The sequence below is a fragment of the Sphingomonas canaveralia genome, assembly GCF_047238125.1.
GTDB lineage: Bacteria > Pseudomonadota > Alphaproteobacteria > Sphingomonadales > Sphingomonadaceae > JBDFMH01.
This window is the reverse complement of the sequence record NZ_JBDFMH010000001.1, coordinates 2,561,925-2,576,714: the sequence shown is the minus strand read 5'-3', so window position 1 is coordinate 2,576,714 and position 14,790 is coordinate 2,561,925. Positions and strand designations below refer to the sequence as shown.

14 protein-coding genes and 1 riboswitch are annotated in these 14,790 nt (G+C 67.9%); of the genes, 8 read left to right on the top strand and 6 right to left on the bottom strand.

What is annotated here, in order from left to right; translation table 11 throughout:
* The first annotated feature begins 1 nt into the window (after position 1).
* A complete protein-coding gene (locus ABC347_RS12895) occupies positions 2-397 on the top strand; it encodes an acyl-CoA thioesterase (RefSeq protein ID WP_413246122.1) in 396 nt (131 codons plus the stop codon).
* On the opposite strand, the gene ABC347_RS12890 is transcribed toward ABC347_RS12895, so the two are convergent.
* Complete coding sequence (locus ABC347_RS12890; protein ID WP_413246121.1) at positions 357-1,937, bottom strand: hypothetical protein; 1,581 nt, start codon at positions 1,935-1,937, stop codon at positions 357-359. The two genes, ABC347_RS12895 and ABC347_RS12890, sit on opposite strands and share 41 nt — an antisense overlap.
* Positions 1,938-2,070: 133 nt before the next feature.
* On the opposite strand from ABC347_RS12890, the gene ABC347_RS12885 reads away from it, so the two are divergent.
* The 4 genes from ABC347_RS12885 (at position 2,071) to ABC347_RS12870 (ending at position 7,437) form a co-directional block, all read left to right on the top strand.
* Positions 2,071-3,585 carry an NAD(P)/FAD-dependent oxidoreductase gene (locus ABC347_RS12885; protein WP_413246120.1) on the top strand — a complete coding sequence of 505 codons (1,515 nt, stop codon included), beginning with the start codon at positions 2,071-2,073 and terminating at the stop codon, positions 3,583-3,585.
* Positions 3,582-4,001: a GtrA family protein gene (locus ABC347_RS12880; protein ID WP_413246119.1), complete on the top strand. Its 420-nt coding sequence runs from the start codon at positions 3,582-3,584 to the stop codon at positions 3,999-4,001. Before ABC347_RS12885 ends, ABC347_RS12880 begins: the two co-directional genes overlap by 4 nt.
* Complete coding sequence (locus ABC347_RS12875; RefSeq protein WP_413246118.1) at positions 3,998-5,755, top strand: hypothetical protein; 1,758 nt, start codon at positions 3,998-4,000, stop codon at positions 5,753-5,755. Before ABC347_RS12880 ends, ABC347_RS12875 begins: the two co-directional genes overlap by 4 nt.
* Positions 5,756-5,829: 74 nt before the next feature.
* Positions 5,830-7,437 (top strand): hypothetical protein, encoded by a 1,608-nt coding sequence (locus tag ABC347_RS12870; RefSeq protein WP_413246117.1) that lies wholly within the window; start codon positions 5,830-5,832, stop codon positions 7,435-7,437.
* Here ABC347_RS12870 and ABC347_RS12865 read toward each other — a convergent pair.
* Genes ABC347_RS12865 through ABC347_RS12855 form a run of 3 tightly spaced genes read right to left on the bottom strand, consistent with a single transcriptional unit; the run spans position 7,362 to position 9,548 of the window.
* A complete protein-coding gene (locus ABC347_RS12865) occupies positions 7,362-8,099 on the bottom strand; it encodes a class I SAM-dependent methyltransferase (protein ID WP_413246116.1) in 738 nt (245 codons plus the stop codon). The two genes, ABC347_RS12870 and ABC347_RS12865, sit on opposite strands and share 76 nt — an antisense overlap.
* On the bottom strand, positions 8,092-9,138 hold the full coding sequence (locus tag ABC347_RS12860) for a glycosyltransferase family 2 protein (RefSeq protein WP_413246115.1): 1,047 nt from the start codon (positions 9,136-9,138) through the stop codon (positions 8,092-8,094). Before ABC347_RS12860 ends, ABC347_RS12865 begins: the two co-directional genes overlap by 8 nt.
* 2 nt (positions 9,139-9,140) lie before the next feature.
* Positions 9,141-9,548, bottom strand: coding sequence for a GtrA family protein (locus ABC347_RS12855; RefSeq protein WP_413246114.1), 408 nt, complete (start codon positions 9,546-9,548; stop codon positions 9,141-9,143).
* A gap of 50 nt (positions 9,549-9,598) precedes the next feature.
* On the opposite strand from ABC347_RS12855, the gene ABC347_RS12850 reads away from it, so the two are divergent.
* Together ABC347_RS12850 and ABC347_RS12845 are read left to right on the top strand one after the other, a co-directional pair.
* Positions 9,599-11,392 carry an AcrB/AcrD/AcrF family protein gene (locus tag ABC347_RS12850; protein ID WP_413246113.1) on the top strand — a complete coding sequence of 598 codons (1,794 nt, stop codon included), beginning with the start codon at positions 9,599-9,601 and terminating at the stop codon, positions 11,390-11,392.
* Positions 11,393-11,419: 27 nt separating this feature from the next.
* The gene (locus ABC347_RS12845) at positions 11,420-11,935 is read left to right on the top strand and encodes a sterol desaturase family protein (protein ID WP_413246112.1); all 516 of its coding nucleotides are present in this window, start codon (positions 11,420-11,422) and stop codon (positions 11,933-11,935) included.
* Positions 11,936-11,938: 3 nt separating this feature from the next.
* On the opposite strand, the gene ABC347_RS12840 is transcribed toward ABC347_RS12845, so the two are convergent.
* Both ABC347_RS12840 and ABC347_RS12835 read right to left on the bottom strand, forming a co-directional pair.
* A complete protein-coding gene (locus ABC347_RS12840; protein WP_413246111.1) occupies positions 11,939-12,322 on the bottom strand; it encodes a VOC family protein in 384 nt (127 codons plus the stop codon).
* A 16-nt stretch (positions 12,323-12,338) separates the two neighbouring features.
* Positions 12,339-12,653 carry a YciI-like protein gene (locus ABC347_RS12835; RefSeq protein WP_413246110.1) on the bottom strand — a complete coding sequence of 105 codons (315 nt, stop codon included), beginning with the start codon at positions 12,651-12,653 and terminating at the stop codon, positions 12,339-12,341.
* 75 nt (positions 12,654-12,728) lie between these two features.
* A riboswitch (TPP riboswitch) is annotated at positions 12,729-12,838 on the top strand.
* Positions 12,839-12,867: 29 nt separating this feature from the next.
* Between ABC347_RS12835 and thiC the strand changes: the two genes are divergently transcribed.
* On the top strand, positions 12,868-14,730 hold the full coding sequence (gene thiC, locus ABC347_RS12830; RefSeq protein ID WP_413246109.1) for a phosphomethylpyrimidine synthase ThiC: 1,863 nt from the start codon (positions 12,868-12,870) through the stop codon (positions 14,728-14,730).
* The last annotated feature ends 60 nt before the right edge of the window (positions 14,731-14,790 follow it).

Sequence of the window (14,790 nt, the reverse complement as noted above, 5' to 3'; positions counted from 1 at the left end):
GATGACGCCGCCGTTCGAGACTATGATCACCGCCGCCGATGCCGACATCGACGAGCTCGGCCATGTCAACAACGGCGTCTGGGTGCGCTGGATTCAGGACATGGCCGGGCTGCACTGGCACGCGGTGGCGGATCCGGCGCATGTCGACGCCTATATCTGGGTCGTGGTGCGCCACGAGATCGATTATCTGCGCTTCCTGAAGGCGGGCGAGAGCGTGACCGCGCGCACCTGGGTGGCGGACGCACCGAAAGGCGCGCGGTTCGACCGGATGGTCGAATTCATCGGGCCGGACGGCAAGACCCATGTCCGCGCGAAGACCACCTGGGCGATTCTCGACAAGGCCAGCGGCCGGCCGCTCAGGGTGCCGAAGGAAGTGGCAGCCCCGTTCGTGAGCTGAGCGTCGCCCGCAATCCCACGATATCGATCGGCCCGTCGCGATAGCGCGCGACCGGAACGCGATCCGCCGACAGCTCCTCCATGAACACATCGCCCTTGTCATAGGCCCAGGGGCCAAGCCGCAGCAGCCACACCGTCGGCACGGCGCGCACCCGATCCGACCGCGCGATCGCGCGCAGCCGATCGCGTGGGAGCGAGACGACGCCGCGGCTGCCGGTAGGATACCAGCCGCCCACCCCGATCGCTGGCACGGCCACCGGCACCGGATCGACCGGCAGCGCGATCCTGCGGTCACGCAGCGCATAATCCAGTGGCAGCGCGCCTTCATTGGGATAGGCCAGCACCCGATCGCCCGGCCCCAGCCGCGGGCCGAGCCACGCGACCGCGCGGTACCAATCCTGCAGCGACCCCCTTTCTCGCGCGGCGAGATCGTTGCGGATCATCTGCCCGCTCAGCCACAGCAAGGCCGCGAAGCCGGCGACGCGCAGCCACCCGCGCTGGCCGGCGATGCCGAGCGCGAACAGGATCGCGGTCGGCACCACCACCGGCGTCATGATCCGCACGATGAAGACGGGCGCCACCAATACCGAGACCAGGATCGACGCCGCCACCGGCACGATCGCGGCGGCCAGCAGCGCGATCGCGACCCGCCGCCCGTCGCCCGATCGCAGGAGCGTCCAGAGCCCGAGCACCGCGAGCGCCGCCGCGGCCAGCATCGCCTCTCCCGGCACGCCGTAAAGGAAGTACAGCTTGCGGCTGAGCCCGGTCCATTCGAAGCGCAGCCAGGTCGATTTCATCCAGGTCGGCGCCTGATCGGCCAGGATCATCAGCGCCGGCAGCCAGATCGCCATCACCAGCGCATGGCCGATCAGCAGCCGCCGCCAATCGGCCAGCGGCAGCCCGCGTGCGGCGACCATCGCAAGCAGGCCGATGCCCAGCGCGCCGGCGAACAGCGGCCCCAGATTGTGCAGCCACAGCATCAGCGCCAGGCACAGCAGCCAGAGCGGGAACCCATGCCGCGGCAGCCCGCGGCCATCCTTCACGGCGCGACCGATCCGGAACATCGCGGTCAGCGCCGCAGCATAGGCCAGGATCATCAGCGGATAGGGCCGCACTTCGCGGCTCATCTCGACAGCCATGGGTGCGATCGCCACGAGCGCGGCCGCGACGATCCCCGCCAGCCGACCCTTTCGTCCGAGCAGCAGCGCCGCCTCGCGCGCGGCGAGATAGGTCATTGGAAGCGCAGCCAGCCCGGCGATGATCCCCAGCGCGCGGTGGCCGCCCAGCGAATCGCCGAACGCCATCGTCCAGATCCGCAGCAGCGAATAATAGAAGGGTGGATGCGTCTCGTAGGACGGCACGACCTGCCACAGGAAGGCGAAGCCCTTGCCGGCGGCATAGGCGCTGTAGGCCTCGTCCAGCCAGAGCGGCTCGGCCAGCGTGCCCGCGATCCGGAACCAGGCCGCGACCGCCAGGATCGCAAGCGCCGCCGGCAGCGCGAAGCGACGCGAACGGATGCGGCGATGGAAGGGGCGCGACATGATCGCACGCCGCTTAATCGACCCGCGGGCATCGCGAAAGCACCTCGCGACGCCCCCTGCCCGGCGCCGTTAACCAAGTCTTAGCGGCTTCGGCGGCAAGGCCTTGTTCACCATTTTTCGAAGGTGACCGGGCATGACGCGGACTGCAGCCAATGTGGACGTCGCAATCGTGGGTGCGGGGCCGGCGGGTCTCACCGCAGCCTATCTGCTGACCAAGGCAGGCTACAGCGTGACCGTGATCGAGAAGGACCCGGTCTATGTCGGCGGCATCAGCCGCACTGTCGAGCATCAGGGGTTCCGCTTCGATATCGGCGGGCACCGCTTTTTCTCGAAGTCGAAGGAGGTCGTCGATCTCTGGAACGAGATCCTGCCCGACGACTTCATTCAGCGCCCGCGGATGAGCCGCATCTATTATGAGGGCAAGTTCTACAGCTATCCGCTGCGCGCGTTCGAGGCGCTTTGGAACCTGGGCATCTGGCGCTCGACGCTCTGCATGGCGAGCTATGCCAAGGCCAAGCTGATGCCTAACAAGGATGTCCGCTCCTTCCAGGATTGGACGGTCAACCAGTTCGGCCACAAGCTGTTCTCGATCTTCTTCAAGACCTACACCGAAAAGGTGTGGGGCATGCCGTGCGACGAGATGTCGGCGGACTGGGCGGCGCAGCGCATCAAGGGGCTGAGCCTGGGGGCTGCGGTCCTGGACGGGCTCAAGCGCTCGCTCGGCCTGAACAAGAAGCCCAATGACGGCATGGCGACCAAGACGCTGCTCGAAACCTTCCGCTATCCGCGCAAGGGCCCGGGCATGATGTGGGATGCCGCGCGCGATTTCGTGGTGAAGGGCGGCAACCATGTGCTGATGGGCCATGCGCTGCAGCAGCTGAGCGTCGACCAGGCGACCGGCCGCTGGCGGGTGACGGCCAGCCATGACGGTGGCACCGCAGTAATCAACGCCGGCCATGTCATCTCGTCGGCGCCGATGCGCGAGCTGGCCGCCCGCATCCATCCGCTGCCGGCAACGCTGCCACAGGCGACCGACCTGAACTATCGCGATTTCCTGACGGTCGCGCTGATGATCAAGTCGGAAGACCTGTTCCCCGACAACTGGATCTACATCCATGATTCGAAGGTGAAGGTCGGCCGCATCCAGAATTTCCGCAGCTGGTCTCCCGAGATGGTACCCGATGAATCGCTCGCCTGCGTCGGCCTCGAATATTTCTGCTTCGAAGGCGATGGCCTGTGGTCGATGTCGGACGACGATCTCGTCGCGCTGGCGACGAAGGAAGTCGCGATCCTCGGCCTGTGCGATCCAAAGACGGTGGTCGGTGGCGCAGTGGTGCGCCAGGAAAAGGCCTACCCGGTCTATGACGACAGCTATCGCGACAATGTCGATGCGATGCGGGTGGAGCTGGAAGCGCGCTATCCGACGCTGCACATGGTCGGCCGGAACGGCATGCATCGTTACAACAACCAGGATCATGCGATGATGACGGCGATGCTGACCGTCCGCAACATCGAGGCCGGCTTCCGCCGCCACGATATCTGGTCGGTCAACGAGGATGCCGAATATCATGAAGCCGGCGACGAAGGACAGCAGGCTGCGCTCGCGTCCGAGCGCGCGGTGCCGGCGCGGCTGAAGGACGCCGCGTGACCGACGCGGCGGGCCTGGCGATGCGAATCGGACAGATGCTGGCCCACACCTATGTGCGCTACATCGGTGCCAGCGTGGCTGCGCTCGGCGTCGATGTCGGCTGCTTTCTGGCGCTGCATGGCGCTGGCCTGCCGGCGGTCGTGGCGTCGGGGCTCGGCTATTCCTTCGGCATCGTCGCGCACTGGTTGCTGTCCAGCCGCGCCGTCTTCACGGATGATGTGGCGCGCGGCGAAGGCCGGATCGCGCAGCAGGCGCTGTTCCTCACGTCCGCAATCGTGGGCCTCGGCATCACGATGGCGATCGTCGGCGTGGCGACGGCGCTCGGCTTCGATCCGCGGGTCGCCAAGGCGGTCGCGGTGATCGTCGCCTTCCAGTCGGTCTGGTTGCTCAGGCGGCACATCGTCTTCGCGCGATGATCCGGCTCGACCGTCGTTTCTGGCTGCTGCTGGCGCTGCTGTGGGCGGCGGCGGCGTTCTGTTACTGGTGGGTGGCGCGCGGCGAACTTTCCGCTTTCGAACTTCCCGATCCTGATGATCAGCTGCGGCTGCAGCAGGTCCGCGATCTGATTGCCGGCCAATCCTGGTTCGATCTCACGCAATACCGCATCAATTCGCCCGATGGCGTGGCGATGCACTGGTCGCGGATCGTCGATGTGCCGATCGCGGCGGTCATGCTGCTCGCGCGGCCGGTGGTCGGCGCTGCCGCTGCGGAGACGGCGGCGCTCGTCATCGTGCCGCTGCTCACGCTGGCCGCCGCCATGGCGGCGGCGGCTTTGCTGACAAGCCGTCTCGATCGCCGGCCGATCGCCATCTTCGCGACGCTGGCGCTGGCGCCACTGACCAATGGCGCGCTCGCCCAGATGCAGGTCATGCGGATCGATCACCACGGCTGGCAGATCGTGCTGACCCTGCTGGCAGCGGCCATGATGCTCGATCCCCGCCCACGGCGGTCCGGTGCGGCCACCGGGATCGCCTGTGCGCTGCTGCTGCACATCTCGCTCGAAGGACTGCCGATGACCGCGGCGATCGGCGCGGTGCTCGGGCTGCGCTGGCTCGTCCGCCCGGCGACGGAGGTGCAACGGTTCCGCTGGTTCGCATCGGTGCTCGCGGGCGCCAGCCTGCTCGGCTTCGTCCTGCTTCGTCCGGCATCGGCGTGGGCCACCATCCTTTGCGACGTGATCACGCCGGTCCATCTCGCGATGCTCGCGGCAGGCGCGGTCGGCGTGCTGATCGCGACCGAGTTCACGACCGCGAGATCGATGATCTGGCGCGCGGCGGCGCTCGCAGCCACGGGCCTTGTTGCAGCGGCGCTCTACCCGCTGATCGCGCCGCAATGCGTAACCGGTGCATTCAGCGCACTCGATCCGATCGTGCGGACCTTCTGGTATCTCCGCATCGAAGAGGGATTGCCGCTCAGCTGGTCCAATCCCGTCGTGCTGGTGGGCATGGTCGCATTTCCCGCCATTGCGCTGGCCGGCGCGATCAACGCGTTGCGTCTGGCCCCGGCCGATCAGCGGCTCGATTGGATCAGCTACCTCATCCTGCTTGCGGTGGCGACGCTGCTCGCGACGCAGGTGGCGCGTACCGGTGGCACCGCGACGATGCTGGCCCTGCCCGGCGCCGTGGCGGCTGCGCTCGCGCTTGCGCGGCTGGCATCCCGCTTTCGTTCACCGATCCTGCGCGTGCCGGCCATCACCCTGGCCATGATCGCGATCCTGCCGATCACGCCGCCCCTGGTCACGGTGCTGGCCAGCCGCTTCATTGCCCCGTCGGTGCGGGAACGAAAGCAGACACTGTGCGGCACCGATGCCAATTACCGGCGGCTGCGCGCGCTGCCGCCGGCGATCCTGCTGGCCGATCTCGATATCTCGCCCGGTATCCTGATCGCGACGCACCATCGAATGATCGCCAGCGGCCATCACCGCAACCTGCAGGGAATACGCGATACGCTCGTGACGATGATGGCCCCGATCGCCACGGCCCGCACCGTGATCGCCCGCCGACATGTCGATTACGTCGTCCTGTGCACCGACCTTGCGGAAACCCACGCCTATCGGAAGCAGGCGCCGCAGGGCTTGGCGGCGAGACTGTCGCGCGGCGAGGCGATCGATTGGCTGCAGCCGGTCGCATTGCCGGGTGCGCGCATCAAGGTCTGGCGGGTCCTGCGCTAGCGGGCGGCGTTTCGCGCCCCGGTCGCCGGCGCAAAATGCTTCCAACCGATCTGCTGCCGACGTAAGCGCCGCAGATGCAGGCGAGGGGCCAATGGTGGCAGCGACGCGAGGTCGCATTGATCGGCGCGCTGGCGATGGCCATCCCGCTGCTGTGGCCCGCATTGCCGCCGCTGACCGATCTGAACGGGCATATCGGCCGCTACGCCATCCAGCTCGGCATCGATACCTCACCCTATTACCATTTGTGGTACCGCTTCCGCTGGGCGGTTATCGGCAATCTGGGCGTCGATCTGCTGGTGGAAGCGCTGGCCCCGCTGTTCGGGCTGGAGCCGACCGTGAAGGGGATCGCGATCGCGATCCCCGTGCTGACCGCCACCGGCATGCTGTGGCTGGCGCGCGAGGCACATGGCCGCGTGCCGGCCACCGCCTGGTTCGCGCTGGCGCTGGCCTATGGCTATCCGTTCCAGTTCGGTTTCGTGAACTTCGCGATGGCGATGGCGCTGGCGCTGAACAGCGCGGCATTGTGGTTGCGGCTGGGGCGGCAGGGCCGGCTGCGGCTGCGCGCGGCGCTGTTCGTGCCGCTGGGGATGATCGCCTGGGTGGCGCATATCTTCGGCTGGGCGGTGCTGGCAGTGATCGCCGGCGCGGCCGAGGTCGAGCGGTGGCGCGAGGCGGGCCATAACCGCGTGGCATCGTTCGTGCGCGGCGCGCTCTCTTCGCTGCCGCTGGTGCCGCCGATCCTGATGATGCTGCTGTGGCGATCGGGCGACGTGAAGGGCCGCACGGTCGACTGGTTCAACTGGGATGCCAAGTTCATCTGGTTCACCAGCATCCTGCGCGATCGCTGGACGCTGTACGACAAGCTTTGCGTGTGGCTGCTGGCAGGGCTGGTATTGGCTGCGTTCGTGGGTTGGGTGAGCAGCCGTAGCGGCAGGCCGCGCACGATCGGCTTCGAACATCGGCTGGGGCTGGCGGCGCTGCTGCTGGCGCTTTGCTATCTGCTGCTACCGCGCATCCTGCTGGGATCGGCCTATGCCGATATGCGGCTGGCACCGTTCGCACTGGCGATCGCGCTGCTGGCGATCCGGGTCGATGGGCTGTCCGCGCGTACCCAAAGCGCGCTGGCGGCGCTGGCGCTCGGTTTCGTCGCGATGCGCTTGGCGGGGACCACCTATAATTACGTCCAGCTCGATCGCGGCTATCGCGAGCAGCTGGCCGCGCTCGATCATGTCCCCACCGGATCGCGCATCCTGGCGCTGATCGATCTGCCCTGCTCGGGGGCGTGGGGCTATTCGCGCATGGATCATCTCGCCGCGATCGCGATCGCGCGGCGGCAGGCGTTCGTGAACGGGCAGTGGGATATGCCGGGCGCGCAGCTGCTGACCGTGGATTACCCCGCCGGCGGCCGCTTCGTGGGCGACCCCACCCAGCTGCTGCGCCCGCCGCGCTGCCATCGCCATGGCGAGCCCCGGCTGGACGATACGCTGACCAATTTCCCGCGGGCCGCCTTCGATTTCCTGTGGATGGTCGATCGCCCGCTGGCGGGTGCGATCCAGGGCTATCCGGAACTCGTGCCCGTGTGGCACGGCCGCCAGCGCGGCATCCTCTATCGTGTTGCGGCCGGCTCCGCGACCAGCGCCAGCGATACCCCGAACGGTAGCGATCGCCGCGCCACCCAGTGACGTTCTGCGCCGAAGGTGACGGCCAGCAGCTTGTTGACCACCGGCGACGGCATCGCATCGTCGCCGCCCTCGCGCTTCAGCAGCTTGCCGATCCCTCGCGCCGCCACGATCAGCGGGAACAGCAAGGTGTTGAAATGGCTGCGATGTCGCACCCGGAAGCCCGCCTTCTCGAACACCGCGCGCAAGCTCTGCTCGGTATAGCGGCGCTGGTGGTGGTGGGCCACGTCATGCTTGCTCCACAGCCAGGGCGATGCCGGCACCGTCACCATCAGCCGACCGCCCGGCGCCAGCTTGGCGCGCAACGCGGTCAGCGCCTCCAGATCGCCGGGAATATGCTCGAGCACGTCCAGCAGCACGATCAGGTCGTAATGGCCGTCTTCCAGCGCCACGCCATCGGGCAGATAGCCGCCCTTGATCGAAAGGCCCGATCGTTCGCTGGCGATCTTGCGCGCCAGATCGTCCGGCTCGACCGCGTCGACCGTGCCGAACTTCTGCAGCATCGCGATGTTCGATCCGGTGCCGCAGCCCACTTCCAATATCTTCAGCGCAGGCCGGGCCGGCCCCTGTGCGCGGATCAGCGCGGTCACGATCCGGCGACGCGCCACGAACCACCAGTGTGCGCCGTCGATCTCGGCCATCCGTTCATAGACCGCCCTATCCATCGGCGCCGTCCTCCTCGATCCCGATCCGCTGGCGCACGACATAGATTGGCCGGCGCTTCGTCTCGACCAGGATGCGGCCGACATATTCGCCGAGGATGCCCAGCGACAGCAGCTGCAGCCCGCCCAGGAACAGGGTGGCCACCATCATCGATGCATAGCCTGCGACATCGGTGCCGTAGAGCATCGTGCGGATCACCAGGAAGGACGCGTAGAGCAACGAGATCAGCGCCACCACGCCGCCCAGATAGCTCCAGACGCGCAGCGGCACCGTGGAGGCGGAGGTGATGCCGTCGATCGCCAGCGTCCACAGCTTCCAATAGTTGAACTTGGTGGTGCCGACCTGCCGCTCGGCCCGCTCATATTCGACCGATGCCTGGCGGAAGCCGCCCCAGGCGAACAGCCCCTTCATGAAGCGGTTGCGCTCGGGCATCGCGCGGATCACGTCGACCACCTTGCGGTCGAGCAGGCGGAAATCGCCGGCATGTTCGGGAATCTTGTCCGACGACAGGTAATTGTGGGCGCGGTAATAGAACTCGGCCGTGATCCGCTTGGGCAGGCTATCCGTCCGCCGATCCGATCGCACGCCGTAGACGACGTCATATCCGTCGCGCCACTTGGCGATCATCGCGCCGATCACTTCAGGCGGGTCCTGCAGGTCGACATCGATCGGGATCACCACTTCGCCGCGGGCATGGTCCAACCCGGCCGAAAGCGCGGCTTCCTTGCCGAAATTGCGGGAGAGCGAGATCGCCCGCACGCGGGGTTCGGCACGGTTGGCGGCCATGATCGCGGGCAGCGTGGCATCGGTGGATCCGTCGTCCACGAACAGGATCTCCCAGCCCTTCGGCTCGTTCAGTGCATCCAGCACCAGCCGTGCCCGCGCCACGAACGGGCCAATCGCCTCCTCCTCGTCCTTCACCGGCACGATCAGCGTGACCAGCGGGCGCGGCGCTGCGACCCTGCGGGTCCGCGCCGCGCGCGGCCGGGTGGCGGTCGAAGCGGTGGTCGTCGCCGGCAGCATGTCCATCTGATCGCTCATGTTCATTCGAAAACCCAGACCCGGTTCAGCCAGAACACCAGGAACGGCGTCACCCCCAGGACCAGCGGGATCGGCGTCCAGGTGGGCAGGCCCAGCGCCTGCACCAGCAGCCACACCCACAGGCTGTTCAGGCCGAAGCTGATCAAGGCCACCGCGACGAACCGCCCCCCTGTGCGGGCGAGATTGTCGCGCCGGCCGTGCCCGCGAAAACTCCACCGGCTGTGCACCACATAGCCCACGATCACCGCCGCCGCGAATCCCGCCGCCCAGGCCAGGTTGGCGTTCCAGCCCAGCCGGTCGCGCCCGATCCAGTAGATCGCGATGTTGACGACGCTGGCGAGGCCGCCGGTCAGCGCATAGCGCACAAGCTGCCCCAGCAGCACGCGATGACGTTCGATGGCGAGACGCAAATCGATACCCTTGTGCTTTGCGCGGGAGCGACTAGGCCGCTGCAGCCGTCATGGGAAGCGTCCTCGATCACATCCGCGCACTGTGGCGCGAAATCCGCGATCGGCGCTGGGTGGCGGCGGTGCTGCTGTTCTGGCTGGGCACCGCGATCGTGCTGCTGCATTGGCGCTGGGGCGGCATCCAGTGGTTCGCGCTGGGCGATACCGACGATAATCTGCGGATCGCGCAGGTGCGCGCCTGGCTGGCAGGGCAGGGCTGGTACGATCTGCGCCAGTATCGGCTGGATCCGCCGTTGGGCGCCGATATCCACTGGTCGCGCATCCCGGATCTGCCGATCGCGGGCATCATGCTGTTGGGCCGGCTGTTCGTCTCCGGCGCGACGGCGGAAAAGGCGGCGGTGGCGATCGCGCCGATGCTGCCGCTGATCATCGCGATGCTGGCGCTGGCGATCACCGCCCGCCGGCTGGTCGCGCCCGGCGCGTTCGTGCTGGCGCTGGTCGCGCTGGTCTCGGCGCAGGCAGTGATGAACATGTTCGCGCCGCTCCGGATCGATCATCATGGCTGGCAGCTGGCGATGCTGGCAACGATGGTGGCGGGCGGTGCCGATCCGGATCGACGGCGCGGCGGGCTGACCGCCGGGATCGCGGCCGCACTGTCGCTGTCGATCGGGCTGGAAATGCTGCCCTACGTCGCGCTGGCGGCGGGGGCCGTCGCGCTGGCATGGGTCTGGGACGAGCGCCAGCGTGATCGGCTGCGCGGCTTCGGCTTGGCCCTGGGGCTTGGCGCCACCGCCGGCTTCCTGCTGTTCGCATCCTACGCCAACCGCCAGCCGGTCTGCGATGCGCTGTCGCCGGTCTGGCTCTCGGTCGCGCTGGCGGGCGGCGGCGTGTTCGTGGGGCTGGCGGCGATGGCGATACCGCGCCGGGGCGTAAGGCTGGCGCTGGCGGGCACAGCGGCGGCGCTGATCGCGATCGGTTTCGCGCTGGCCTGGCCGCAGTGCCTGGGCACGCCCGAACGGCTGACGCCCGAGCTGCGGCGGATGTGGTTCGACAATATCCGCGAGGCCAAGCCGCTCTTCTCGCACGGCTGGCGGATGGCGGCGGGCACGCTGGCGCTGCCGGCGGCGGGGCTGATCGGCGGCTTGGCGATGCTATGGCGCACGCGCGGCACCGATGCCGCCCGCGGCTGGGCGGCGACGCTGCTGCTGGCGATCGCGGCGATCGGGCTGTTGTTCTGGCAGACCCGCGCCTCGCCCGCGGCCAACCTGCTGGCGGTGCCCGGTGCCGCCGCGTTCGGCTGGCTGCTGGGCGGCTGGCTGTTCACTCGGCTGCCGCGCATCCCCGCCGCGCTGCTGACACTGCTTGTACTGTTGCTGGCGACGGGCCTCGGCGCGCGGGCGACGCTATGGGCGATCCCGGAGCCGCCACCCAAGAAAAGCCGCAGCGCCGCCGGCACCGCCGCCCGGCGCTGCCCCACGCTCCCCGCGCTGCGCCCGATCGCGCGGCTGCCCGCGGCCACCATCCTCACCCATGTCGATCTCGGGCCACGGCTGATCGCGGTCACGCATCACCGCGCCATCGCCGGGCCCTATCATCGCAACCAGCAGGCGATCCTGGACATCCACCGCGCGTTTCGCGGCAGTGACGAGCTGGCCCGCGCGGTGATGCGGCGCCACGGCGCCACGCTGCTGCTGGTGTGCCCGGGCATCGCCGAATCGACCGTCTATGTCGCGCAGGCCCGCCAGGGCTTCTATGCGCGGCTGATGAAGGGGCAGGGGCCCGGGTGGCTGCAGCCGGTGCCGCTGCCGCGCAATTCGCCGTATCGGCTGTGGCGGCGGGTGGAGTAACCGGCCCGGGCCCTCTATATCGCGCGCATGGATCTGCTGATCGGCCTCGCGCTCTTCCTTGCCACCATCGCTGTGATGGAAGGCGTGGCCTATGCCGCGCATCGCTGGATCATGCATGGCCCGGGCTGGTTCCTGCACAAGAGCCACCACCGTCCGCGCACCGGCAACTGGGAATTGAACGATCTCTACGCAGTGATCTTCGCCGTCCCCTCGATCATCCTGATTCTGGGCGGGGTCCAGCTGGGCTGGGGCGCCTGGGCCACGTGGATCGGCGCGGGCATCGCCGGTTATGGCGCGATCTATTTCGGCTTCCACGACGTGATCGTGCATCGCCGGATCGGCCACCGCTATGTGCCGCGATCGGATTACATGAAGCGGATCATGCAGGCGCACCGGCTGCACCATGTGGTCGAAACCAAGGCCGGCACGGTCAGCTTCGGCTTCCTGATCGCGCCGAAGCCGGAAGCGCTGAAGGCGGAGCTTGCCCGCCGCGGTCGCGCCGGTGTGCGCGAACCAGCCGCAGACCGGCCTGCATCCGCCTGAGCTTCAGCCGGCTGGCGGCTCCCACAGCTCGATCGGGTTGCCTTCGGGATCGTGGATCCGGGCGAAGCGGCCGGTTTCGGGCGAATCCCATTCGGCGCGCGTCTCGATCTCTATGCCGGCCGCGCGCAGCGAAACCAGCAGATCATCCAGCCCGCTGACGCGCAGGTTCAGCATCCATTGCCGGTCCGCCGGGAAGTAATCGGTCTCGGCCTTGAACGGCGCGAACACGGTGGGCCCGCCGCCCGCCTGCCAGAACCAGTCGTCCGGATCGCCTGCCCCATCGGCGTTGCAGCCCGCGCCGATGCCCAGATGGTCGCGATACCAGGCGGACAGCGCATGGGGATCGCGCGCCCGGAAGAAGATGCCGCCGATGCCCTGCACGCCCATGTCGTTCTCCCCCGCCCTATGTCGCGCTGACGGGCCGGACCGGGGTCTCGGCCGCGGTGCCGACCACCGTCGTCCAGCGGCGCACGCGCCATTTGGTGACCAGCCCCTCGCGCACATAGGGATCGGCGCGCGCGAAGCGTTCGGCCACCGAAGCGTCGTCGGCCTGGAACAGCAGCACCGCGCTATCGACCGGATCGGCCAGCGCACCGGCCAGGATCAGTTCGCCGCGATCGGCCGCCGCCCAGGCCAGCGCCAGGTGCGCATCGCGATATTCACCGCGGCGGGCGAGATAGTCGGGCGCGGTATCGTAGAGCAGCAGCCAGTGGGCCATGCCCGATCCTGCGCCGCGCCGCGCGCGCCTGCAAGCGTCGCGATTGACAGGCCCGGCGTGGCCCCTAGACTCCGCATCCATTCCCCGGGGGGCCGCTGATGCGCGGCTGAGATGAGGCCAGCAGGCCGAGACCCGCCGAACCTGATCCGGTTTGCACCGGCGTAGGGAGGGATGGCGGCGACGCTCTCCCCCTCCCGCTTTGGAGAGCATCATCATGGCCGATATTCCTGCGCGCACCGAACTAAAGGTCACCACCGGGCCGATCCGCGGCAGCCGCAAGGTGCATGTCGGCCCGCTGAAGGTGGCGATGCGCGAGATCGATCTCGAGCCTTCCAGCGGGGAGCCGCCGCTGCGGGTGTATGACTGCTCCGGCCCCTATACCGATCCGAACGCCCGCATCGACATCATGGCGGGGCTCCCCGAGATCCGGCGTGACTGGATCCGCGGGCGCGGCGATGTCGAGGAGGTCACCCAGCGCGAGGTGCGGCCCGAGGATAATGGCCAGCTGGGCCCCGATCGTTCGGGCGGGGTGCCCGCCTTCCCGCAGGTGCGCGGCCGCGTGCTGCGCGCCAAACCGGGGATGAACGTCAGCCAGATGCACTATGCCCGCCGCGGCATCATCACGCCCGAGATGGAATATGTCGCGATCCGCGAGAATCTGGGGCGCGAGGCGCTGAAGGAGAAGCTGGTCCGCGACGGGGAGGATTTCGGCGCGTCGATCCCCGACTATGTCACGCCCGAATTCGTGCGCGACGAAGTGGCCCGCGGCCGCGCGATCATCCCGTCCAACATCAACCACCCGGAATCCGAGCCGATGGCGATCGGGCGCAACTTCCTGGTGAAGATCAACGCCAATATCGGCAATTCGGCGGTCGCCTCCGACGTGGCGAGCGAGGTCGACAAGCTGGTCTGGTCGATCCGCTGGGGCGCGGACACGGTGATGGACCTTTCCACCGGCCGCAACATCCACGACACGCGCGAATGGATCCTGCGCAACTCTCCCGTGCCGATCGGCACTGTGCCGATCTACCAGGCGCTGGAAAAGGTGGGCGGCATCGCCGAGGACCTGACCTGGGAGATCTTCCGCGACACGCTGATCGAGCAGGCCGAGCAGGGCGTCGATTATTTCACGATCCATGCCGGCGTGCGGCTGCCCTACATCCCGATGACGGCGAAGCGCGTGACCGGCATCGTCAGCCGCGGCGGATCGATCATGGCGAAATGGTGCCTGGCGCACCACAAGGAGAGCTTCCTCTACGAGCGGTTCGACGAGATCACCGAGATCATGAAGGCCTATGACGTGGCGTATTCGCTGGGTGATGGCCTGCGCCCCGGATCGATCGCCGACGCCAACGACGAAGCCCAGTTCGCCGAGCTCTACACGCTGGGCGAGCTGACCAAGCGCGCCTGGGCGCAGGACGTGCAGGTGATGATCGAGGGCCCCGGCCATGTGCCGATGCACAAGATCAAGCAGAATATGGACAAGCAGCTGGAAGCCTGCGGCGAGGCCCCCTTCTACACGCTCGGGCCGCTGACGACCGATATCGCGCCCGGCTATGATCATATCACCAGCGGAATCGGCGCGGCGATGATCGGCTGGTACGGCACGGCGATGCTCTGTTACGTGACGCCGAAGGAGCATCTGGGCCTGCCCGATCGCGACGACGTGAAGGTGGGCGTCGTTACCTACAAGCTGGCCGCGCATGCCGCGGACCTCGCCAAGGGCCACCCCGCCGCCAAGCTGCGCGACGATGCACTGAGCCGCGCCCGTTTCGAATTCCGCTGGCGCGATCAGTTCAACCTGTCGCTCGACCCCGACACCGCCGAGAAATATCACGACCAGACGCTGCCGGCGGAAGGCGCGAAGACGGCGCACTTCTGCTCGATGTGCGGCCCCAAATTCTGCTCGATGAAGATCACGCAGGAGGTCAGGGATTTCGCGGCGAAGCAGAACGCGCCGGTGGAGACGTTCGTAGCCACGGACGAAGCCGAGGCGGGGATGCGCGAGATGAGCGAGCTCTACAACGAGACCGGGCGGGAGCTTTACATCGGCGCCGGCGGGCGGGAGCATGACTGAATAGTGAGACCCTAGCGTGAAAGGCGCGGCGGTCTACCAGCTGCGGACTTTACATCCTTG

What these genes read in the sequence shown, in the direction of transcription:
- ABC347_RS12860 (WP_413246115.1), bottom strand. Translation starts at nt 9,138, where the DNA reads ATGAGCGATCAGATGGACATGCTGCCGGCGACGACCACCGCTTCGACC.
- ABC347_RS12835 (WP_413246110.1), bottom strand. Translation starts at nt 12,653, where the DNA reads ATGGCCCACTGGCTGCTGCTCTACGATACCGCGCCCGACTATCTCGCC.
- ABC347_RS12840 (WP_413246111.1), bottom strand. Translation starts at nt 12,322, where the DNA reads ATGGGCGTGCAGGGCATCGGCGGCATCTTCTTCCGGGCGCGCGATCCC.
- ABC347_RS12845 (WP_413246112.1), top strand. Translation starts at nt 11,420, where the DNA reads ATGGATCTGCTGATCGGCCTCGCGCTCTTCCTTGCCACCATCGCTGTG.
- ABC347_RS12865 (WP_413246116.1), bottom strand. Translation starts at nt 8,099, where the DNA reads ATGGATAGGGCGGTCTATGAACGGATGGCCGAGATCGACGGCGCACAC.
- ABC347_RS12895 (WP_413246122.1), top strand. Translation starts at nt 2, where the DNA reads ATGACGCCGCCGTTCGAGACTATGATCACCGCCGCCGATGCCGACATC.
- ABC347_RS12870 (WP_413246117.1), top strand. Translation starts at nt 5,830, where the DNA reads ATGCAGGCGAGGGGCCAATGGTGGCAGCGACGCGAGGTCGCATTGATC.
- thiC (WP_413246109.1), top strand. Translation starts at nt 12,868, where the DNA reads ATGGCCGATATTCCTGCGCGCACCGAACTAAAGGTCACCACCGGGCCG.
- ABC347_RS12890 (WP_413246121.1), bottom strand. Translation starts at nt 1,937, where the DNA reads ATGTCGCGCCCCTTCCATCGCCGCATCCGTTCGCGTCGCTTCGCGCTG.
- ABC347_RS12875 (WP_413246118.1), top strand. Translation starts at nt 3,998, where the DNA reads ATGATCCGGCTCGACCGTCGTTTCTGGCTGCTGCTGGCGCTGCTGTGG.
- ABC347_RS12850 (WP_413246113.1), top strand. Translation starts at nt 9,599, where the DNA reads ATGGGAAGCGTCCTCGATCACATCCGCGCACTGTGGCGCGAAATCCGC.
- ABC347_RS12885 (WP_413246120.1), top strand. Translation starts at nt 2,071, where the DNA reads ATGACGCGGACTGCAGCCAATGTGGACGTCGCAATCGTGGGTGCGGGG.